The sequence below is a fragment of the Caballeronia sp. HLA56 genome, from assembly GCF_054655155.1.
On record NZ_BAAHOB010000004.1, the window covers coordinates 241807 to 263853 of the forward strand.

At 58.2% G+C, this 22047-nt stretch carries 19 protein-coding genes and 2 pseudogenes; 8 read left to right on the forward strand and 13 right to left on the reverse strand.

All coding sequences use genetic code 11. The annotated features are described in order from the left end of the window. Positions 1-13: 13 nt before the first annotated feature. The 3 genes from hutG (at position 14) to ACYQ47_RS17190 (ending at position 2941) form a co-directional block, all read left to right on the forward strand. Positions 14-820, forward strand: a complete 807-nt coding sequence (hutG, locus tag ACYQ47_RS17180) for an N-formylglutamate deformylase (protein ID WP_459906125.1) — start codon at positions 14-16, stop codon at positions 818-820. A 302-nt stretch (positions 821-1122) separates the two neighbouring features. Then, positions 1123-2661: an IS3 family transposase gene (locus tag ACYQ47_RS17185; RefSeq protein WP_459906126.1), complete on the forward strand. Its 1539-nt coding sequence runs from the start codon at positions 1123-1125 to the stop codon at positions 2659-2661. 22 nt (positions 2662-2683) lie between these two features. Next, positions 2684-2941: a hypothetical protein gene (locus ACYQ47_RS17190; RefSeq protein ID WP_459906509.1), complete on the forward strand. Its 258-nt coding sequence runs from the start codon at positions 2684-2686 to the stop codon at positions 2939-2941. Positions 2942-2951: 10 nt separating this feature from the next. Here ACYQ47_RS17190 and ligD read toward each other — a convergent pair whose 3' ends face one another. The 7 genes from ligD to ACYQ47_RS17225 all read right to left on the reverse strand — a co-directional run bounded on the left by ligD (position 2952) and on the right by ACYQ47_RS17225 (position 10386). After that, a complete protein-coding gene (gene ligD, locus ACYQ47_RS17195) occupies positions 2952-4913 on the reverse strand; it encodes a DNA ligase D (protein ID WP_459906127.1) in 1962 nt (653 codons plus the stop codon). Position 4914: 1 nt separating this feature from the next. Further along, positions 4915-5223, reverse strand: coding sequence for a hypothetical protein (locus tag ACYQ47_RS17200; protein ID WP_459906128.1), 309 nt, complete (start codon positions 5221-5223; stop codon positions 4915-4917). A 274-nt stretch (positions 5224-5497) separates the two neighbouring features. Continuing rightward, a complete protein-coding gene (locus ACYQ47_RS17205; RefSeq protein ID WP_459906129.1) occupies positions 5498-6523 on the reverse strand; it encodes a tyrosine-type recombinase/integrase in 1026 nt (341 codons plus the stop codon). Between the two features lie 127 nt (positions 6524-6650). Next, positions 6651-7274: a ProQ/FinO family protein gene (locus tag ACYQ47_RS17210; RefSeq protein ID WP_459906130.1), complete on the reverse strand. Its 624-nt coding sequence runs from the start codon at positions 7272-7274 to the stop codon at positions 6651-6653. Between the two features lie 562 nt (positions 7275-7836). Next, the gene (locus ACYQ47_RS17215) at positions 7837-8478 is read right to left on the reverse strand and encodes an RES family NAD+ phosphorylase (protein ID WP_459906131.1); all 642 of its coding nucleotides are present in this window, start codon (positions 8476-8478) and stop codon (positions 7837-7839) included. Further along, on the reverse strand, positions 8475-9098 hold the full coding sequence (locus ACYQ47_RS17220; RefSeq protein WP_459906132.1) for a hypothetical protein: 624 nt from the start codon (positions 9096-9098) through the stop codon (positions 8475-8477). The genes ACYQ47_RS17215 and ACYQ47_RS17220 overlap by 4 nt, the downstream gene beginning before the upstream one ends. A 613-nt stretch (positions 9099-9711) precedes the next feature. Then, entirely contained in the window at positions 9712-10386 is a 675-nt protein-coding gene (locus ACYQ47_RS17225; protein ID WP_459906133.1) for an alpha/beta hydrolase family protein, read from the reverse strand. Between the two features lie 132 nt (positions 10387-10518). On the opposite strand from ACYQ47_RS17225, the gene ACYQ47_RS17230 reads away from it, so the two are divergent. The 4 genes and pseudogenes from ACYQ47_RS17230 to ACYQ47_RS17245 all read left to right on the forward strand — a co-directional run. Further along, entirely contained in the window at positions 10519-11388 is an 870-nt protein-coding gene (locus ACYQ47_RS17230) for a hypothetical protein (RefSeq protein WP_459906134.1), read from the forward strand. Between the two features lie 204 nt (positions 11389-11592). Then, positions 11593-13326: an ATP-dependent nuclease gene (locus tag ACYQ47_RS17235; protein WP_459906135.1), complete on the forward strand. Its 1734-nt coding sequence runs from the start codon at positions 11593-11595 to the stop codon at positions 13324-13326. Then, the gene (locus tag ACYQ47_RS17240; RefSeq protein WP_459906136.1) at positions 13262-14755 is read left to right on the forward strand and encodes a UvrD-helicase domain-containing protein; all 1494 of its coding nucleotides are present in this window, start codon (positions 13262-13264) and stop codon (positions 14753-14755) included. The genes ACYQ47_RS17235 and ACYQ47_RS17240 overlap by 65 nt, the downstream gene beginning before the upstream one ends. A 40-nt stretch (positions 14756-14795) precedes the next feature. After that, positions 14796-14999, forward strand: a pseudogene (locus ACYQ47_RS17245) (IS5/IS1182 family transposase); the annotation flags it as partial. Positions 15000-15028: 29 nt separating this feature from the next. Here ACYQ47_RS17245 and ACYQ47_RS17250 read toward each other — a convergent pair. The 6 genes and pseudogenes from ACYQ47_RS17250 to ACYQ47_RS17275 form a co-directional block, all read right to left on the reverse strand. Beyond that, positions 15029-16215, reverse strand: a protein-coding gene (locus tag ACYQ47_RS17250; RefSeq protein WP_459906137.1) for an IS3 family transposase whose coding sequence is annotated in 2 segments (ribosomal slippage) — positions 15029-15921 and positions 15921-16215 — 1188 coding nt in all. Because the reading frame shifts where the segments join, the coding sequence is not laid out codon by codon here. A 63-nt stretch (positions 16216-16278) separates the two neighbouring features. Then, positions 16279-17124, reverse strand: a pseudogene (locus ACYQ47_RS17255) (transposase); the annotation flags it as partial. A gap of 33 nt (positions 17125-17157) precedes the next feature. Beyond that, positions 17158-17508, reverse strand: a complete 351-nt coding sequence (tnpB, locus tag ACYQ47_RS17260) for an IS66 family insertion sequence element accessory protein TnpB (protein ID WP_459906138.1) — start codon at positions 17506-17508, stop codon at positions 17158-17160. Next, entirely contained in the window at positions 17489-17962 is a 474-nt protein-coding gene (tnpA, locus tag ACYQ47_RS17265; RefSeq protein WP_459906139.1) for an IS66-like element accessory protein TnpA, read from the reverse strand. The genes tnpB and tnpA overlap by 20 nt, the downstream gene beginning before the upstream one ends. 55 nt (positions 17963-18017) lie before the next feature. After that, a protein-coding gene (locus tag ACYQ47_RS17270) for an IS3 family transposase (protein WP_459906140.1) occupies positions 18018-19387 on the reverse strand; the annotation gives its coding sequence in 2 pieces (ribosomal slippage) (positions 18018-18910 and positions 18910-19387; 1371 coding nt in all). A gap of 510 nt (positions 19388-19897) precedes the next feature. Beyond that, positions 19898-20605, reverse strand: coding sequence for a GntR family transcriptional regulator (locus ACYQ47_RS17275; protein ID WP_459906142.1), 708 nt, complete (start codon positions 20603-20605; stop codon positions 19898-19900). Between the two features lie 309 nt (positions 20606-20914). Between ACYQ47_RS17275 and ACYQ47_RS17280 the strand changes: the two genes are divergently transcribed. Further along, positions 20915-22000, forward strand: coding sequence for a porin (locus ACYQ47_RS17280; protein WP_459906143.1), 1086 nt, complete (start codon positions 20915-20917; stop codon positions 21998-22000). Positions 22001-22047 lie beyond the last annotated feature (47 nt).

Consider the following 22047-nt stretch of genomic DNA (forward strand, 5'->3'; position numbering starts at 1 on the left):
GAAGAACTTCACCATGACCGAAGTCTTTAAGCTGGAACGCGGCAATGCGCCGCTCATCATCTCCATTCCGCATCTCGGCACGCAAATTCCCAACGCGCTGCGCGGCGACTATACGGATATCGCGCTGAGCGTCGCGGATACGGACTGGCATCTCGATCGCCAGTATGCATTCGCGAAGGCATTGGGTGCGACCGTGCTCGGCGCGCGCCTGTCGCGCTATGTGATCGACCTGAACCGGCCACCAAACGACGAAAGCCTGTATCCCGGACAGACCACCACGTCTTTGTGCCCGCTCGAGACGTTTCGCGGCGAGCCGCTCTATCGCGAAGGACGCGCGCCCGATGGGTCCGCTCGCGAGTCGCGTGTGCGCGAGTACTGGCAGCCGTATCACGAGACGCTCGCCGCCGAAGTACGGCGTTTGCGTAGCCTGCATGCCAATGTGCTGCTGTGGGACGCGCATTCGATTGCCAGCGTCTTACCGCGACTGTTCGACAACAAACTGCCGGACCTGAACATCGGCACGCAGGATGGACGCACGGCGGATGCATCCGTGCAGACGCGAGTGGAGCACGCCGCGCAGTCGAGCGATTACACATGGATCGCCAACGGCCGCTTCAAGGGCGGGTACATCACACGTCATTTTGGCGCGCCGCGCGACGGCGTGCATGCGGTGCAACTGGAGATGTGCCAGTCCACTTACATGAACGAGTCGGCGCCGTTCGATTATGTCGAAGAGCGCGCGGCGCGCGTCGTGCCCGTGGTGCGAGAGATGGTGCGCGGCGCGCTCGATGCCGTGGCAACGCTGAGCGCGGCGCAGTGATAAGTAGACTAGCGGCTGCCTCTACCCGAACCATCAAGGCACCGTGTATCGTGGTCACAGAAGCAATCAGTGAGTACAGGGGTTACCATCAAAGCCGTTCGATGTCAGCGTTCACCCGCCCTGGTTCGTGGCACTGGTATAAAGTGCTTTGCATCTGTTCCTTTGATACGTCTCGCCGCGTCTTCGTCAACCGCATGTTCCCGATCACTCTAGACGGACGCATCACAACTAGACTAATAGTGCGTTTGAGTTGCATCGGCACGGGGGTGCGGACAAAATCTTGGACTACCAGGAGGTAGTCCATGTATTCATACGAAGACCGCGTTCGGGCGGTTGAGCTGTACCTGAAACTCGGCAAGCGCATCAAGGCGACAATCCGCCAGTTGGGTTACCCGACAAAGAATTCTCTCAAGGCGTGGTGCGAAGAATTCGAGAAGAGGGGCGATTTGCAGAAGGAGTATGTTCGCGGAAAGCCGAAGTACTCAGAGGAACAGAAGAACGTAGCACTCGAGCACTACGTCAACCACGGGCGCTGCGTCGCCTTCACTCTCAGGGCATTAGGCTATCCCTGTCGCCAGATACTGACGGCGTGGGTTCGCGAACGCTATCCGGAAACCAGGAAATACGTGGTTGGCAAACGAGGGCGACCGGCCGCGTCATTAGCGTCCAGGCAGGCCGCCGTGTACGAACTCTGCCCACGTGAAGGAAGTGCGCGGGCGTTGGCGCGAAAGCTGGACGTCGACAGGGTGACGCTGTACAACTGGAAGACCCAGTTACTCGGCCGGGAGGCCCCTGCATTCATGAAACGCGACAAGCGAACACCTGCAGAGACGGATCGGGACGAACTGGAGCGACAGGTCGAAGGACTCCGGCGCGACATTCGCAATCTGCAGCTTGAACACGACCTGTTGAAGAAGGCGAATGAACTCCTAAAAAAAGACCTGGGCGTCGACCTGCCACTCCTGAACAACCGGGAGAAGACGACGCTGGTTGACGCCCTGAGAGCCGAATACAGTTTGGCTGAGCTGCTTGCGCGGTTGGACCTCGCGCGCAGCTCCTATTTCTACCGACGGTCGTCCATGCGGGTTGCCGACAAATATGCAGAAGTCCGTCGTACCGTTGCAGAGATCTTCGAGGACAATCACCGATCATACGGCTATCGTCGGGTGCAGGCAGCGCTCGGCCGACAACGTGTGTTTCTATCAGAGAAAGTCGTGCGTCGCCTCATGAAACAAGGCGGCCTCCATGCAGCCAGGCCCAGGCGGCGCCGATACCGTTCTTATATTGGGGAAATCAGCCCTGCCCCAGATAACATCATCAATCGCGATTTCCGTGCTGACGCCCCCAACGAAAAGTGGGTGACGGATATCTCCGAGTTCCAGATTCCTGCGGGTAAGGTATATCTGTCGCCCATGATCGACTGCTTCGATGGCATGGTAGTCAGCTGGTCGATTGGCACAAGCCCTGATGCAGAGCTCGTGAATACCATGTTGGATGCGGCTATCGAAACCGTGACTGAAGAAGATAAAACGCCGATCGTGCATTCCGATCGGGGTGGCCACTACCGTTGGCCTGGCTGGCTATCGCGGGTTGCAAAGGCTAATCTGATTCGATCCATGTCGCGGAAAGCCTGTTCCCCTGACAATGCTGCCTGCGAGGGATTCTTCGGCAGGCTGAAGACCGAGATGTTCTATCCAGGAGACTGGCGTTCGACGACCATCGCGGAGTTTGTTGAGATACTGAACGCCTACGTTCGCTGGTACAACGAGAAACGGATCAAGGGCTCCCTTGGCTATCTCAGCCCCATCGAGTACCGTGAAAGCCTCGGCCTAACAACATAAAACAGTCCAAGAAAATAGCCGCATCCCCGGTGGGTTAAGACTCCGTGAAGCTCAACACGTGAAGGTGTCGGGGATCTATTCGGTCGTTCATGACGACGGGAAAGACACGTTCGAGGTCACCTGCGTGGAAGGCGAACACTTCCCGCCGACGCGAAGCGGTAAGGGCGCACATTTCGAGTTGAAATATGGCGCGACTCACGCCCACAAACATGAGGCACTGAAGGGCACGGACTCGCGTACGAACCCGGGTACAGAGTCGGGTCCGGAATCGCGGACCTAAGCCTTCGCGGTTACGTCATTCCGACGGCTCGGCGCATCGCGAGCGTAATGCTTTGCCGCGTGCGCCAGTAGCCGTCCCACGGGTCGCGGTCCAGCGAGCGTTGCCTCTTGATGGCCTCCAGCATGGTCCACTGATCGCCGCTTTTCACTTCCTTCAGTTCATCCCATGCGATGGGCATCGATACAGCCAGACCCGGACGGGCGCGAACCGAGAACGCCGCGACTGTGCTCGAGCTGCGTCCGTTGCGAAGGTAGTCGATAAAGATCTTTCCAACGCGGTTTTTGGGACCGAGCACGGCCGAGAATCGGTCCGGAACAACCCGCGTCATATACTGTGCGACAGCATGAGAGAACGCTTTGACTTCGTCCCAATCTTGTCGACGTGTCAGCGGCACGACAATATGAAAACCCTTGCCGCCGCTTGTCTTGACGAACGAGCGAAGTCCGATCTCATCGAGCACCACCTTGACCAACGTGGCCGCCTCCAGCATCGCGGACCAGGGCAGCGTCGGGTCTGGGTCAAGGTCAAAGATCACGCGGTCCGGATGCGTGAGATCCGGCGCAACACCATTCCACGAATGGATCTCGACCACGCTCATTTGTGCCAGGCCAACCAGCGCCTCCGCGGAGTTGGCAGCAAGAAGCCGGGCATGATTGGGATAGACACTGGCGGGCAGTTCTTCAATACCAGGAATGCGAGCGCGCTCGCTGTGCTTCTGGAAAAACTGCTCGCCCGCGATACCGTCGGGCGCACGGATCAATGCCAGCGGTCTGCAATGGAGGTAAGGCAGTGCCCACTGCGCGATCGCATCGTAGTAGCGGACGATATCCAGCTTGGTTAGACCCGAGACCTTGTCCATTACCCGTTGTGGATTGCTGATCCTGATGTCGCGAACAAGGACGGTCCCGCGTGGGCCCGTGCGTTCGCGTGTTGCGCCAACGCTTTCGACTGGCGGATCGTCGACGGAGGCGCCTGCTGTTTCCTTCGTCACCGCGCGCGCCGGCTTATCTTCTCGAAGCGCCTGGAACACCGGATGCCGGATCTCGCCAGACGGCGTCCACTCCAGGAACGAGACTTCGGCGACGATGTCGGGCGCCAACCAGTGAAAATCGCGATCCGGCTCCGGCATCGGTGCATTGTGGAAGGCCGATTTCTTCTGCCGAAGCGATTCCGCACGCTTGGCGAAAGCAGCCGCGCGCGACGGCGTGAAGTGAGGCGCGACGTTGCCCGCGTAGCGTAGCGACCCATCTTTTTCATACACACCAAGGAGCAAGGAGCGCACGCCTGACTTCGCCCCTTTGACGCGCGAAAATGCGCCAATCACAAATTCCTGACGGGACTGGCATTTGAGTTTGATCCAGTCCGGTGATCGGCCGGAGCGATAGGGCGCATCGCCGCGCTTGCCGATGATGCCCTCGAGTTGCATCTTGCACGCAGATGCAACGAGAGACGCGGGGTCGTCCGCGAAGTCATCGGAAAAGCGGATGAGCGAGCTCTCCACTTTATCGAGCAGCTCGAGCAGCAGCTTGCGACGTGCGCGCAGCGGCTGCTCACGCAGGTCGACACCATTGAGCCAAAGCAGATCAAAAACAAAGAGGACGATATCGGTGGTGCTACGACGATCGAAGGCGTTCTGCAACGCATTGAAATCGGGCTTCCCTGATGCGTCCAGCACGACCGCCTCGGCATCGAGCCACACGCTGTCCGCATCAATTGATGCGAGCGCCTTCTGCAGGCGCGGCATGCGGCTCGTCCAATCGTGCCCGTTGCGTGTGATAAGGGTCGTGGTGCCGTCCTCGACACGTGCGAGCATGCGATAGCCGTCGAATTTGATCTCGTAAGACCAGTCGCCGGTCGCAGGGTGGCGATCCACCAGCGTGGCAAGTTGCGGCTCAATGATGATCGGCATCTCGCCTGCCGGCGTTGCCGGCGCGCGTACGCGGGCCTTGCTTGGACCATTCCAGCGCCCCATCTCAGGACTCGCCGTGATCGGGTGGCGTGGGCGGATCGTCCACGTCGGTGCGCGGGAAGCTTCGACGCAGTGGAACTTGCCGCGATGGAAATTGCGGCAGAGGCTGAGTCGTGTCGATCCCGGCCATCTGTAGCACCTCGTCAATCCGTCCGAGCTCGATGCTGAAGTCCATCGGCCAGCGGGACCGATCTTCGTCATCACCAAGGATCGTCATGCCGTCGTGGATCGTGAGAGCATAGCGTGCCAGTAGAAGGGCATCGACGAATCGCGCCTCGCGCTCAGCCTGTTTGAGGAATGCGTGGGTTTTCATGGCGCCACCTCCAGGAAACGCACGGTGCAAACTGCGGGCCCGACTGCAGGCACGACATTCAGTGTTGCTCTGTGCCGACGGCCCCTTGCAAAACCGCGCTACGGGTTTATACTAACCCCGTCTCCTTCATGTCTCCTGATATGGATTCAACCCGCTTTTAACCAAGCGGTTTTTTTCTTTCTTCAAGCGCCGCTTTCTCATCGGCGCACTCATTGCAAGTTCAACGGTCTCCAAGCTAATGGTGGCGCTCTCTAGTCTGCCGCAACGACCATCATCACCGTTGCGTGCTTTGGATCACCGAGTCGTCGATGGTCTGACGTAGCCGAGTTACCGTTCGATGACTGGACAAACCCATAAGAACACTGACCTGTTCATTGGTTTTGCCCGCAATCAGATAGCGTCGGCCAAATGTGTTTCGTAGTAGGCGCGGGCTCTCATCAGGGGCAGAAAGGTTGGCCTCGTGCAAGGCGGCGCGCACACAGTTGAGCAGCGTGTCCGGCCTCATCGGTTTGCCGGAGGCGGTCGTGATGAACAGCCAGGACGTTGCGCACTGCATGGAGCGGCGCGCGTCAACATATGCGCGCAGCACGTGAGCGGCAAACACATCGATCGGTACCCGACGCGCGATGCGCGGTCCATGCTTATCGACGAAGATGGTCGGGCGTTCGCTTCCCATGTCTATGTCATCAACGCGTAATTGCCTCAGTTCGGCTGCCGTCACGCCTGAGGCAAGAAAGAGCGCAACGATAGCCACGTTCCGCAACTGTTTGAACGACTCCGGGCTGGACAAGGTGCACAGCCTCTGCAGCCGTGCGTCATCGTCCGCAGACAAGTAGATTGGCGTCGGTTCATCTTCCGGCCAGCTTTCTATGCTTAGCATGACGGCGGCAGGATTATCTTCGCGCAATTCCATGCTGACCAGATACCGTGTGAAGCGATCTATCAGTTTGAGGTAGCGAAGCCTTGTCGTTGTGCCAGGCAAGCAGTCTCGTGCAAGCTCTGCAAAGAAGCGCTCGATGTGATCGGTGCCAAAAGTCGCGACGGTCTGCCGATGCTCGATAAGGTAATCGTTGAAGCGCGAGAACATTGAGCGATGCTGGACGATGGATTGTTCTGCAAATGCCCGCCGGTCAGCGCCGACCGCTTCTTCGCGTTGCCGTTGCCCGTAAGCTTCTTCAGGATCGGACAGCCACAAATCCCACGTCATAAAGTCGATATACTGAATTTGGCGAAGTACAAGGGTAACGCGAAGCTGGCGCTTCGCCAACCCCCACGTCTTCAAAAGACGGGCGGGGTTCAATCCGGCTGCTTCTGCGTAGTAAATGGTACAAAGCTGCTTAAGCAAATCGGCATGATAGTAAGAAAACCTAATCAAAAGGTTCGACTTTGCGATGTCGAAATTGTGTGCACCCTACCGCGATTTTCGATCAACGCGGAAGGCGTCGACCGTTCTTCACCATCCTGTCCTTCGTACGAGCAAGCCTCGTCTTTTCCTGAGAGATGCCGTAATCGGCTTCGGTGGCGGATACAACGCCAGTCACTGCGCCGGCAAGATCGACGCGATTACTACCTTCTTCCAGACAGCTCCAATAACGTTGGCCGCGACACCAGAGTTTGATGCCGTTACGAGCGTCTCGTTCACTCAGACCTATCGACGCTGCTTGCGCGAGCACGTCCTTCAAAATGCCGACTTTAAGGGGGATTTTTGGTGCAGGACTAGGCGGAAACGCGCGCGGGAAGTGCTGTTGCAGCTTTGTAACTGCGCGCAAGGCTGCCGCCGCCGACGTCTTCGGAGGCTTCGACGATGGCGTGACGTCTTGTCCGGTTACTTCTGGTGCTGCTGCTGGTGTCCGGCGTAGATCGTCACGATCGTGCTCACTATGGTCACTAAGTTGCGCTTTGAGCGCCGCAAGTTGTTCGAATCCCATCGTGCGGTCGTGCATTCCTGGAACAAGTTTATAAACAGTATCAGTCAGCTTGAACGTCCGCGGCGTCGACAATCGTGACCACGTCAACGTGCTGTTGCGCATCAATGCGTGTTGCGTCGCCATTGCATGAACGTCGCCCAGGTTTTCTCAATCGGCCTGTCGAGTATCCCATACGCCAACAATCGCAATCACTATGGGCTTGCCCGCGTGGGCGGGCAACACCTCGTAGTGCGGTTCATATTGACCTGCCAGGCACGCATAGGAATCACTTCGCGCGCCGAAGGACCATCGTAACCGTGTAGTTCGTCTCCGAGACCGGTCTTTGGGCGACGCGGTCCTGCAGAAGCCAATTTGGCCCTCCGACATCTTACTTGAAGGGGATCAAGTACCTTTTGCGCAGCCGTCATCTTTTGACAATCAATTCTCAGTGGAACCGCATGCTTAGCGGACTCACAACATTCGAGGATGTAAGCGATTTTGTCCCCACGCGCGATGGGTGGCGGAGGATCGCGAGTCGAACTCTGCCCTAATTCTTCTCGATGTAAGCGCTCGATTCTGAGTGCCTTTGGGTACAAATAGGACTGCAAAAAGTTGGTGCATTGTGCCCGCTCGTCTTCTACCATATAAGAGGGCCTGGCTAACCCTTAGCGCTCTATGACCGCGGGCCGCAAGGCAAATGGTGCGCTCATGCCACGGGAATGTCCAACTCGCGCAGCAGCTTAATAACCTCGCTGCGGCGGGGCTCAAGCGCTAAAGACCGGTCTTCAACGACCCTAAATGGAGGCATGTCTAGTCTTTGCTCGAACAACATCACACAACGATTCGCGTCGTATCTGCGGGAACCATAAGCTATCCCTTGCGCATGCGGCACTTCTCGATATGCCGCTTGTGACCATGTTCTGGTCTTGCTGTAATGCGTAGGCAGGCTGTCGATCAATTGGGCGCGGCTCAGCTCTAAGGCCGGCAGGTGCGCGGTATGAAAACTGACCAGGTCAAGGGCGCTCGGGATATCGATTGTTGCAATCCAGAAATGCTGCAGGCGGTCGAGGCTAAAAGCGCTGGGTGCCTCGAGCACGATATCGTGGAGAACGGACTCCAGGATTGCGCACTCGACGCCGTTCGCCGCGTAATACGTGTGAACGGGCGCGCCGTTTTCCTGATAGATCGGGGCGAAGCGCGTGTCGCCCCAGCCTTGGGCAAACGTCGTTGCGGTGTTGGGATGCCACTCAGTCGAATAAACGTGGTACCAATGTTGCACGTCGTCGGGCTTAAGCGTGATTGTCTTGAAATTCGCGCCGGCAGGGGCGATCGGGACGGAGAAGGTCATGCTTCGTACGTCCCTCTCATCCGGCGAGCAGCTGCCAGCACGTCTTCACGGCGATCGAGCGCGTCCTTGGGGGCCACCGGTTTCGTCCCATCAACATTGGCAATCCAACCGTTTGGATAGTGAAACCAGGCGGCGATCTTCCACGAATCCGCGACTTCGCCGATCTGCTGCAGGATGTCCCTGATAATCGGCAGCGGTTGGTACATCTCGTCAAACTGATACCGCGCGAAGTATTCCTTCCCGTCGTAGGGCACGGAAAAAAGTCGGCTGCGACGCTTCCAATCACTCGCGGGAAGCGACTTGTTGGCGGGGGGAGAGGGCTGCAGTCTGTTGATGTCCTCTGAAGTGAGCCAATGCCCATCGGCGAACACCGCCTTCATCGTCTTATGGCGTAGCGCCCGCTCCTCAATGAGCTGCGGGTTGGGCTGCGTCAGGCCACTGATCAGCTTAGCGAGGTCATCGGCCGCCGGGAGCACTCGTGCGTTGATTTCCGGGCCCAGTGCACTGATAGCCTGTTCCACGCCCGTTTGTAGCGAGGCCGCCAGTGCAGGGCTCATGCCTTCTGGCAGCGGCACCCTGAGAAAAAGGTGGGAAGTAACCGGCTCGTTAAGTTTGGTCATGGCGCCCTCCGCGGCAAGCGACGATATTGCCAACAGTATATCTTGATTGGCAAACTTGGCAAAGATGCCGGATCCATCCACCCGTGAACCCTCGGTTCGGCAATCTCAGCGAGTTGCGATCCGATTTCATCGGGGAAACGACCCGTTTTTGGTTTTGTGATTCTGGGCTTGAGCACCTTGGTTTGACAAGGTTATGCCCTCCGGCACTGTATAAATGGCATTTACTATCAAAGAGTTGAGCTTTCCCGAAACGGTTGCCACCACGCACAACGCACGCTGACAAGCGGCAAGTACCATAACCCCGTGACCCAGGCTGCGAAGCAGCGCGTTCGCACAGCGCTTCCACAGAGCAAATAAAGGTGTCGCGGAGCTGATGCCCTCCAGAGGCCCGGCAAAATTATCTGAGTTGCACGGTTTCAGGTGATTGGCCTGCGCAGGCGTTAAACGACTCGAGTGAATACGGGATGCGGGTCGGGTCCCATGCCATCGGGGGGGGCGCCCGACGGCCATAAGTGAATCAACGACGCTCGGGCTCTCATATACCCGCGGCGCAAAACACAAGATCGGCAGATTCCTGAAACATTACCGCGCCTGCACAGGTAACGCACACGAACTATCCTGCAGCGAAGAACCATGCCGACATCGTTCGTGCCAGTTCGAGCACGACCTCCGCGTCGGTCCGGCCGGAGGATGCGCGCACGTGGAACGAATGATCTGCGTCGTCCAACAGATGCAGCGTGGCGCGCGGCGCTAGCGGTTCGACGACCGACCGCAGCAGGTTAAGCTCGGCCAGCTTGTCGCGCGTGCCCTGCAGGAAGAGCATTGGCACCGTGACGTCCGCAAGGTGCTGTGCACGCTCCACGCCGGGCTTGCCTGCCGGATGCAGCGGGAACGCAACGAAAGCGAGGCCACGCACACCGTCGAGCGGAGAGATGGCTTGGGCTTGGGACGTCATGCGGCCGCCGAACGATCTGCCGCCCGCGAAGAGCGGCAGGGCTGGCAGCCGCCGCCGCGCGTCTGCGACGGCTGCCCGCACGGCAGCATGCGCCGAGGCCGGCGGGTCGACTCGCTTGGAGCCCCGTTCCATATATGGAAACTGGTAGCGCAATGTGGCGACGTTGACCACCGCAAGCGCGTCGGCCAATGACGACATGCCGGCGTGCTGCATGCCCGCTCCGGCGCCGTGCGCGAAGACATACAGCGCTCGCGCATCCTCCGGCACTTGGAGGAGCGCAGAGACCTTAGTGTCGTCGGGCAATGTCAGGGAAAGCGATTCTGGGTCGTCCATCGTATTCACGTCGTGTGTGTGCTTGTGTCCTTTGCGCCGATTTTGCATCAAAGAGGCATCGGGGAGCGTTTGTGGCAGTTTCCGCCAAAGCGTCTAACAGGTGGAGCCGGCCGAATCAGGGAGCGCGCCATTGTGAACGGCGCCGTGGTCGCGATGTGTCGGTTGACGACTTTCAAGCACGACTGGTTCTGGTTCCGGCCACTTTCGGACAGTCGGCAGCCGACCGAGGATTGGCGACAATTGTTAAACTCGCAACAGGAAAACATCTCACCGGGTGGAATCGGGATGAGTTACGCCAAGGAATTCTTTGACCTTCAGCTCAAGTTCGCCGGAAGAGTTTCGGAGCTAGGACCCATCGCGTTGCCGGTGGCTCTTCTTGACTTCACGAATCTGTACGTGCGGTTCGTTGGTGATCGAAAATTCGATAGCAATAGTCCGGTCTGGACAGCTTATGAGGCAGGGTTGGGGCGCGAGACCGATCTACGCGATTGGACGTACCGCTTTTACCGTAATTTCCCCCATCGGGTTCAGCCCGCAACGGTTGTCGCGACGTTCGGATGTTTCTCGTACGCTATTGAGGATTCGGACCGAATTCGGCTTCATTTCCATAACGCCGATGAGGAGCGTTATGCTCCATTGAGCGAGGAGCGCTTGGCCTCCCGGTTATCCGAGCTGACTTCGCTTATAAACCACGTCCGCTCACAGCACAGGGAGGTCAGGCGAGTAGCCGGGGTCTCGTGGCTATACAACTTGCCAGCCTATAGACGGTTATTTCCTGAGTGTTACGTCGCGACGGCGACGGTGGCAGAAAACAGGTTCCGCAATATGCCCCTCTGGGGGCAATTTTTGAACCGCCATGGGCACATTAGGAAAGACGCTGTGGCGCTATTCACTCGGCGGCTTACCGACCAGACCAGCATGAATGAGCTTGCTCAATGTTTCCCGCTACAACCGCTTTCCGTAGCCGCGTCGATCGAAGCTTTCCACCAGTTCTATGCGTAGACCGAACTTCGGCAACCGGCCACGAACCGTCACTAAAAGATAGAATCTGAGCGGCCGATATAGGCTGCATGCGCTCGGTCAGCGTCTAGATTCTCGGTGACCGGTTTGCCTGAGATAGCTGACGTTAAGGGATATCTGATGCGTACCCGTGCATCCCCTGGGCAGCTTGCGTCGGGATATTTGCCAGACCAACTGAGAGGAAACATGACGCGCGTCCGTCGCCTTGAAATTCGCAATTTCCGATCGATACAGACGCTCGACTGGACACCGTCCAACGGCGTGAACTGCCTTATTGGCCCGGGTGATAGTGGCAAGTCGACCATTCTCGATGCCATCGACCTGTGCCTTGGAGCGCGCAGGAGCGCACCTTTCAGCGACACGGACTTCTTCGGCCTGGACGTCACCCGGACCATCGCGATTGCGATCACGCTCGGCGCACTACCCGACGCGCTGAAGAACATCGACACCTACGGAGAGTTCCTTCGCGGATTTGACCTCGGCACCGGGCTGCTTGAAGACGAGCCGCGGGTAGGTCTAGAAACGGTTCTGACGCTGAAGCTCGAGGTCAACGGCGACCTCGAGCCGAATTGGATGCTCTATTCCGACCGAGCCGCCCACCAGCAACTGGGACGGTCTCTGGCCTGGAAGGACCGCAGCCTCCTAGCACCAGCGCGAATCGGCACCTACGCAAACACGAACCTTTCCTGGGCTAGGGGCTCGGTCTTGAACCGGCTCACGGAAGAGCGCGCGAACCTTGGCTCGGAACTCGCCGGCGCGGCGCGTGCCGCTCGGGCCACCTTCGGCGCGCAGGCTGGCCCACAACTCGCCCAGACCCTGCAGGTGGTCACCCAGACAGCTACCGGCCTGGGCGTAGCCGTCGGTGCGAGCGCTCAGGCGCTACTTGATGCTCACTCGGTGTCGATTGGCGACGGTGCCATCGCGCTCCACAGCGACACGGGCATTCCTCTGCGGTCGCTGGGTACAGGTTCGGGGCGGCTCCTTGTCGCGGGGTTGCAAAGGGCCGCATCGGCGGCCGCCACCGTCGCCCTGGTAGACGAAGTCGAGTACGGACTTGAGCCGCACCGGCTCATGCGACTGCTCGACTCACTAGGAGCGAAGGACGCGACCCAACCGCTGCAGGTCTTTATGACAACCCATTCACCTGTGACGCTCAGGGAGCTCGCTGGCAACCAGCTTTTCGTCGTGCGCCAGCGTTCGCGCATCCACACGGCCACATGCGCCGGTACGGACGACGGCATTCAGGGCACACTGCGCAAGGCGGCCGAGGCCTTCCTGTCCAAGTCCGTCATCGTCTGTGAAGGCGCCAGCGAAGTCGGATTCGCTCGCGGGATGGACCAGTGGTGGGCCCACTGTGGCGCGACGTCATTTCTGGCCCACGGAGGCTCATACGTGGACGCAGGTGGAGGAAGCCCCGACCAATGCTTCACACGAGGGGAGGCGTTCCTCAAGTTGGGCTATCGCGTCCTCGTCTTCGTCGACGCGGACAAGCCCGTTTCAACCGTCGGACTCGTCGAGAGATTCGTTGCGGCTGGCGGCCAGTACCTCACGTGGCGGCCTGGTTTGGCACTCGAGGACGAGCTATTCCGCCATTCAAGCAATGACGCGGTCCACGCGCTGCTGAATAAGGCCGACGAGATGGTCGGCCGCGAGCTCATGGCCGAGCACATCACGTCGAAGTCAAACGGACAAGTCACCTTGGATGCCATAGAGGCCGAAGGGCTGAATGGTGGCTTCACATCTGCGAGCCGAGCATTGCTCGGACTTGCCGCTCGCAATAACAAGAACGGCTGGTTCAAGTCTGTGAGCGGTTTCCAGGAAATCGCCAAGGACGTCGTCGGCCCTCATATAGCGAATGCAGAAGCGGGCTTCGTCCAAATTACGAACCAGCTCTGGGGGTGGACCAGTGCCGCCGCCTGAAATCGACATCTTTCAGGCGCGCCTAGGCTCAGTTACCGCCCCAGCCGGATGCGGCAAGACCCAGCTCATCGCGGACGCGCTGGGGCAGCACACCCACAACAAGCCAGTCTTGGTGCTGACGCACACCAACGCTGGAGTTGCCGCTCTACGCGCTAGGCTCCTGCGTGGCGGCGTCCCGAGCTCGGCGTACACGGTGTCGACCATCGACGGTTTCGCGATGCGGCTAGCGGGCAAGTTTCCGATCCGCACGGGCCTCGACGCGCGCGTTCTCGAACTGGCCAACCCAAACGCCGACTACCCTGCTATCCGAGGTGCGGTGCAAGGGCTCCTACAGGCCGGTCACATCAATGACCTCATAGCCTCGACATATTCGCGCTTGCTGGTCGACGAGTATCAAGACTGCAACACCGCGCAGCACGCAATCGTCTGTTCCATCGCGCAAATACTGCCCACTTGCATCCTTGGTGACCCGATGCAGGCGATATTCGGCTTCCGCGACCCACTGGTCCTCTGGGAGCGTGAGGCTCAAGTTGCGTTCCCGCCCATCGGCGCACTTCAGACCCCTTGGCGATGGCGACTCGCAGGCATGGATGCGCTGGGTGCCTGGCTACTTCAAGCCCGCGCATCTTTGCAGGCCGGTCAACCTGTGGACCTGCGTGGAGCGCCAGAGGGAGTTCAGTGGGTTCAACTAACTCAAGGCACGGAACTGCAACAGCGGTTGGTGGCTGCCCAGACAGAAGCGCCAAACCGAGACGGGCGCGTTCTCGTCATTGGCGACTCCATCAATGTTAATGGTCGCCATCAACTCACCATGCAGACGCCGGGCGCCACTTCCGTCGAGGCGGTCGATCTGAAAGACCTGGTGAACTTCGCCCGCCAGTTCGATTTGGCGAGTCCCAACGCGCTGCGACAAATTGCCGAGTTCGCGACTTCACTGATGACCGGGGTGGGCGCTACAAATTTGCTCACGCGAGTCGAAACCATACGAGGCGGCCGAGCCCGCACGCCCGCGACGCCTGCAGAAGCCGCAGCAGTGGCGTTCATGGCAGCTCCCAGCCACACGACCTCAATTGACGTGCTCCAGTCCCTCGCTGACCAACGGGGTGCGCGTGTCTACCGACCCGAAGTACTGCACTGCTGTATCTCAGCGCTTAGAGTAGCCGGGGGCGAAGGTGGGTTCATCGGCGCGGCGATTCAGGCCCGCGAGCGAAACCGCCATCTGGGCCGGCCGCTGGGTCGGCGCGCCGTTGGAAGCACGCTTCTTCTGAAAGGCCTGGAGGCTGACGTCGCGGTCATTCTTGAGCCCGAGCGCATGACTGCGCAACACCTCTACGTGGCTCTCACGCGAGGCGCAAGGCGAGTCGTGGTTTGCTCGTCGACGCCTTTGCTAATGCCCGTCACGGGTCGAGCTTGTGTGAAAACGCGCTGATCGCCTAAACTGGATTAATTCATTCAGCATGGGTGACCGGATGAAGCGATTCATAGAAGGTGAAGATCGCAAGCAGGTGACGCTGCTTCCAGAGTGCCTTGATGACTTCGTCGCAGAGGACAACCCGGTCAGGATTATCGAGGCGTTTGTAGAAGAGCTTGACCTTGCATCACTCGGCTTCGATGGAGCAATGCCGTCGACTACAGGACGCCCGTCCTACCATCCAGCAGTGTTGCTGAAGATTGATCCTGCCTCGTTTCCACGTACAGCAAGTCATGCAGCGATCATCCTAGCCTCGTAATCGACGGGAGTGGAGAAATCGATAGAGGTGTGCAGGCGTTGTCGATTGTAGTAGCCCTCGATCCAGTCGACGATATCCAGACGAGCCTGCGCGCGCGTTTCGTAGCGAACCTGATAGATTCGCTCGACTTTCAGGGTTTTGAAGAAGCTTTCCATTGCCGCGTTGTCCCATGCATTAGCGCGACGGCTCATCGAAACGTTCATCTTGAAGTCAGCGGCCAGTTTTCGGTACGCCCGGCTTGCATATTGACTTCCGCGATCGGAATGTAGCAACAACCCCAGCGCGGGCTTACGGTGCCAGCACGCGCTGCGCAGTGCCTGGCAGACCAGTTCCGCGTTGATGCGCTCTGAAATTGACCAACCTACGATGCGTCGGCTTGCCAGATCCAGAATGGCAGCTAGGTATAGCCAACCTTCGCCGGTCCTGATGAACGTGATGTCGCTGACCCAAGCCTGATCGGGCTGCCAGCCGTCAAAACGACGATCAAGCAGGTTGGGGGCAACCGGTAAGCGGTGTGTCGAATCCGTCGTCACCCGATACGGGCGTTTATAGACCGGCCGCAGCCCTAGGCGTTGCAGACTACGGCGTACGCGTTCGGCGCTCGCCGGCTGGCCCTGGATCCTTAATTGCCTTACGATCCGAGGACGGCCGTAGCTGCCACGACTGGCCCGGTGAATCGCTGCCACCTCCCGATCAAGCGCGGCGTTGGCCTGCGCTCGCTGACTTGGCACGCGCTTACGCCACTGGCAATATCCGCTGCGCGACACCGTCAAGACGTGACACAGCCGAGTAACACTGTACTGGCCGCGGTGCCCGTCGATCCATGCGTACTTCACCGCGACCCCTTCACGAAGTACGCCGTCGCTTTTCGAAGGATCTCGATATCGAGTCTCGCACTGGCGAGCTCTTTCCGAAGTCGGCTGTTCTCCGCCTCAAGTTCGTTGATCGGGCGCGTCGATCGCGTGCTCTTCACTTCGTGACTGTCGACTTCGCCGATACTTTTAGCATTGCGACTGCGTCGACTCCAATTGCCCAAGGTTGCTACGGGCACCCCAAGCCTACGCGCGGCTTCGTGCTGCCCAACTGATTCGGCAAGCCTAATGGCCTCGACCTTGAACTCGTCTGTGTACTGCCGCTTTGGCACTAGCTTCTCTGACATTAGAACCTCCGTACAAACAGAAATTAGCAAATTTCTGCTGTACGTGAAATCGAGGCATGGTCACATTCGCACTGGTGGTCCGGTACCGTTCATCTGCGCCCACATGTAGCTCTTACGTTGTGCAGCACGGCCTGGCTCTTTTAGAACTTGCACCGTCGTTTCATCGCCGTAGACGATGTCGGCCTCGAGCAGGTGGTCGCGCATCAGGTTAATCAGCGGCTGCACTGCCATGCCGACGCGCACTACGCTTGCTGCCAGCGTGCCGCGTGAGAGATCGCCACCGAAACGGTGCAGCAACGCGGCGATCCGGTACAGCGGCAGCGCGTCAGCGAACTTACTCACAACCACCCATGCAAGCGCTGATTCAGTGAGTAAGCCCTTCGGGATGATGCGCGAAGGTGACGGCGTCACCTTGATGCCAAGGTCGCAGCAAGGGCATGCGTATTTGAGTCGCTGGTGCTGAATGACGCGAACCTGCTGCGGCACGATATCGAGTTGCTCGCTGATCTCGGCGCCGATCTCGACCAGTGCGTGGCCGTCGTGTGCACAGACGCGTTCTGATTCGGGCAACTCATGGCGCACGACCTCGCGAGGTAGCATCGGGTTTAACGGTTTGCGCCCACGCTTCTTGCGTTCATGCGCGCCGACTTCAACGCTCTGTTCAGTTTCGGTCTCTTGCGCCGGCTCGCATCCCGTTGCGAGCGCTTCTGCTTCGTTCAGGAAGAGGTCGCGTTGCTCAGCACCGCGCACTTCGCTCCTGGAAGCAAACAACTGCCGCTGATAGGCCTTAAGCTTCTCGCGCAGCAAATCGCGTTCGACTGTCACCACACGCAACTCGCCCTTCATGGCAGCGAGTTTTGCGCGCAGCGCCTGCAGTTCGTCGGTAGAGGAAGAGGATGATGGCGGCATCGCTGAATTAGACCAGCCATGCCGGTTCTCGTTTCAGGTCACGCGCTCATAATAGCGCCTCGGATGCGCGCGCATCGCTTCGATGTCGATGCCCTCGAGTAACCAGTGAAGTTGCTCTGTTCGCAGTATAAGCGCCGCTTCCTTGCGCGGCCATACGAAGCGGTCCTGCTCAAGGCGCTTCATGAGAAGCCAGAAGCCGTTACGGTCCCACAGCAGCATCTTGATGCGGTCGCGCCGCTGATTGCTGAACACATAAACCGCGCGCGCGAAAGGATCGAGCTTCATTGACTGCTCGACGATGGCTGCGAGACCATTGATGCTCTTGCGGAAGTCAACGGCGTCGCGATGCACATAGACCTTCAGTTCATCGTCCAGGCGGAACATCGCACCGTCCGAGCGCCTCGATCATGACCGATAGCAACGGCGCGTCATTGCCGCTGCATTCAAACCGGAGTGTGACGCCGTTGGGCATCTGCACCATCAACCGCGCCGAAGTGGGCGACGACGTCCTTGCTGCGGGGGTGTGGCGGTGTGCCTTCGCGGATGCGGGCGCAACCACCGCTTCGTGACTTTCGACTTCGACTACTGGAACGAAAGCTGTGCCAGTCGGCGTCGGCTTTAGGGACGTGCCAGCCAGTCGCTGCTGATGCAGCTTGATCCACTTGCGCAGCAAGTTGGCGTTGACGCCATGCTTGAGTGCGAGTCCGGCGACCGAAGCGCTCGGCTCAAGACACGCTTCCACCAACTTCTGTTTCGTTTGCCGGTCATATCTGCGCTTGCCGTCCCGACCAACGTTGACGACCTTCAACCCGGTCGTTCCTGAGTGCTCTTCTGTCATGAAAGGTGTCCACTGATTCGATGAAGTGACCCCCGAAAATTGGACGGTGTGACAGCTATGCTGTTGCGAGCAGAGACCGGTATGCGACCGGGCTCACGCCTCCTAGCTTCATCTTGATACGTTTGTGATTGTAGTAGTGAATGTAGTTTTTCAGTCCGGCGTGGAGTTCATCAACGTCTCGAAACTTGTTTAGGTGGAAGAATTCTGACTTTAGTGTGCCAAAGAAGCTTTCCATCGGCGCGTTGTCGAGGCAATTGCCCCGGCGCGACATGCTTTGTTTGACAGAATGCTTGTCCAAAGCCTTCCGATAGACCGGCATTCGGTATTGCCAGCCTTGATCCGAGTGGAGTATGGGTCTGTCGTTCGGTCCGAGGCGCGCGAACGCTCTCTTGAGCATGGTCCCAACCATGTCGAACAGAGGTCGTCGGGCTATCTCGAAAGCGATAACCTCGGCGTTGTACAGGTCGAGAACGGGCGAGAGATACAGCTTCTCGCCACCGACATTGAACTCGGTGACGTCAGTTACCCATTTGTCGTTCGGACGCTTCGCATCGAATCGCCGTTCAAGAATGTTCGGTGCCGCAAGGCCCACCTCGCCTCTGAATGCACGGTACTTTTTCAACCGGACGTACGACTTCAGCCGAAGTTCACCCATCAGGCGCTGAATTGTCTTGTGGTTGATCTTGGTGCCTTCTTGCCGTATCACGGCAGTGATGCGGCGATAGCCATACCGCCCCTTATGCTCGTCAAAGATCGAGCGAATCTGGACCTTCAGGCTTGCATACTTGTCGGCAATCCCGAGCGCCTTCTTCTGATAGTAGAAGGTACTCCGTGCCAGGCCCGCCACCTTGAGCAAGCCAGCGAGTGGATATTGTTGCCTTAGTTCAAGCACGATTCGCGCTTTTACTGCTGCGCTTCTTGCTTCTTCGCTTGAACTAAGGCGTCGAGTTTTTTTAGGTATGCGTTCTCCATTCGAAGATGATCCAGTTCTGCCAGCAACTCTTTGCGGCTAGGGGAGCTGCCATCATATGACTTCGGCTGAGGCTTTTTTATTGACGGCTTTTTCATTCTTGGGCGGCGCACGGAAGCGTACGGCGATAAGCCGGCCATGCCGCCTTCGTCGTATGCGTGTTCCCAGTTGCCAATGATGTTGAAATTTCGGATATCAAAGAGGGCTGCAACTTGGCGGTAGGACAATTCGTCATCTCGCATACGTTGCAAAACCGATAGCTTGAATTCTAAGCTATAGGTCGCTCTACGCTTCTCCTGCACACCTTCAGCGCCATGTACGCGGTAAAGCGCTGCCCATCTACGCAGCGATTCTACGTTGATGCCATGACGTCGCGCGACGACCTTGAGCCCGTGATGGCCAGCGCAATAATCCTTAACTGCAGCGAGCTTCGCTTGTTCTGTATATTTTCCCAAGACATTCCCCAAAGATAGGTGCAACCTTCGGGGGTCACTTCATCGAAACAGTGGACATAGCCTGCACGCTCAGATCAAAGAGTTCCAGACGTCCATTTCTGCGCGCTTACGCTGAAACATGAAACTGAACGCGTATTGAGTGGTACGTGCTTGTGGAAAGTGGTCTGATTCGAGCGAAGTCGAAATCATGAGCTGAGTACACGAGCATCGTTCCACTTGGAACGGTCCCAGGGCTGAATACTGCTGATGGGCGACCCGTTTTCGTAAGCCTTGTTTGCTCAAGCCCATTGCCGAAGCATGGGCAGGCGCCGGTCCGATGCCGTCGTTCCGGTCGCCCGAGCGTGCAACCGTGGCGGAACGTTCACTGATCGATACAGCGTTGAGGATACGACCCCGATCTGCGGTCTTTTGCGTGTGACGACGTGTTGATGTCCACGCGGAACTGACCTGCTGCGGTTAAGACTCCTAGAAACCACAAGTGCAATGTACCGAGTCATTTAGGTTCAACCGTCACAGCGCGGTAGAGAGGACCTTCCGTTTTCCAATCGTTTTGAGCAAAAATTCAAAAGACATGCGAATGTCCTTCTCCATCGCTGCGCGCGCAGCCGGCGCATTGTGTGCTTCCAACGCATCCACCACAACGTGATGCAAATCAGTGCCTGCCGTGTTGTACGGGACTTTCTCGTCGCGCTCGACTTCCTCTGTGATGACCCGCATGTACGGCCCGCACTGCAACCACACTGTCTCGATGAGCGGGGGCAGGACGGATGATCCCGAGGATCGGTAAATCAAAAAGTGAAATTCCTGATTTTTCACCAGGCTCTCATGAATGCCGTCGTGCTTGATTGCGAGCTCATGTTCCGATATCAAACGACGCAGGCGACGCACCACCTGCTCGTCGGTGTGAGCTGCGGCCATTTCCGTGGCCAACCCTTCAAGGGCAATTCGTGCATCGCAGAGATCGCGCAGATGCTTTTCACTGATCTCCGGCACTTGAATCGTCCCGTTTGGCAGCGCAACCAGTCCATTCTCAACTACCAGTTGACGGAGCGCCTCACGCACGGGCATAGCGCTAGATCCGAAGGCCTCGGCCAGCGTAGCTACAGTTAATTGGCGACCCGGCTCGAACCGGCCCTGCATCAATGACGCGCGTAGCTGCGCGTAGATTGACTCCTGCATGGTCGACCGCTTCACGACACGCGTGAACTGCTCATTCATGATGTTCGTGTGATCAATCGATCACTTATGTTGCTGGCTTGGGAGATGGTACCAGTTCTTAATTGCCTGCGGAGTACCGAGTCCGGCTTTCGAGGACTGTTGCGAGAACAACGCGTGTCGGCTGATCCCCGCTTGACAAGGATTATTGGCCTGAGAGAATCAATTCCATCATTTGATTATTTGATCAAATGATGGAGCGCCACCAAAGCCTTGACGTGATGGTGCGCATACGACCATTCTCCACGCTCATCCTCGCCAGACATGATCAGATCTACACCTATCGATAGACCTTCCAAACATCCCGCGTGGTTGGCGGCGCTCGCCGTTTCAGGCTCTTGCGCTGCGCTTTGCGCTCCGGTCGAAAGTCGCGCCCAAAGTTCGGTCACGCTTTATGGCATCGTCGATGCAGGCGTGGCTTACGTCAGCAACGTCAACGGTAAGACGGACTGGCTAGCGACCAACTCCGTGATGCAAGCAAACCGACTGGGCTTTCGCGGTGTTGAAGATTTGGGCGGTGGCACAAGCGCCATCTTTGTGCTGGAGAACGGCTACAGCACGACTACCGGCGCGCTCGGGCAGGGTGGAAAGCTGTTTGGTCGGCAGGCCTACGTCGGTCTTAAAGACAAGCGCTGGGGTACGCTCACTTTCGGCAATCAGTATGACTTCATGGGGCTGACGCTTGGCATGTATGAGACGTCAACGTGGCTCCTTGGCCAGTTCTCGGACCATCCGTTCGCCAACGACCGCGCCAATGCACAGCGGGTGCCGAATTCGGTTCAATATATGACGCCAGTATGGAATGGCCTTCAGTTGGGCGCCCAATACGGGTTTTCCAATCTCGCAGGCGATATCAATGGCGACGGCCGCTCCTACAGTTATTCAGCAAGCTATACGGCGGGCGCGTGGAATCTTGCAGCCGCTTACACGGAAGTGGCTGGCGCGTCGTCACTGCTCGACGTCTCGTCGATTTTCGGCCAACCCACGGGCCGCACAGTTCTCGGCGGAAGCTTCCTGCGCACGTTCGGCGTGGCGACGAGTTACCGTTTCGACAAGACCTTCGTGTATGCGATGTATACGCAATCGCTGTACGCCGGCGTTCGAGGCAAAAATGTGCAGAATGCCTTGTTCCGCAACGGCGAACTCGGCATGACGTATTCATTCACGCCAGCTTTGACCGCGGGTACGGGTTACACATTGACAACTCTCGGCTCCACTAAATTCCATCAAGTCAGTACGACGCTAGATTATGCACTGTCGAAGCGGACCGACGTCTATGCAATGGTGCTTGGGGAGCATATGGAGGGTAACAACGTTCGGGCTTCTATCATCGGCATTGGAACGTCGTCCAGTCCGAATCAAATTGTTGGTGACATCGGCATTCGTCATCGGTTCTGACGCCAGATAGATAAAGCAGAAAAGGCCGGTAATTTTACCGGCCTTTT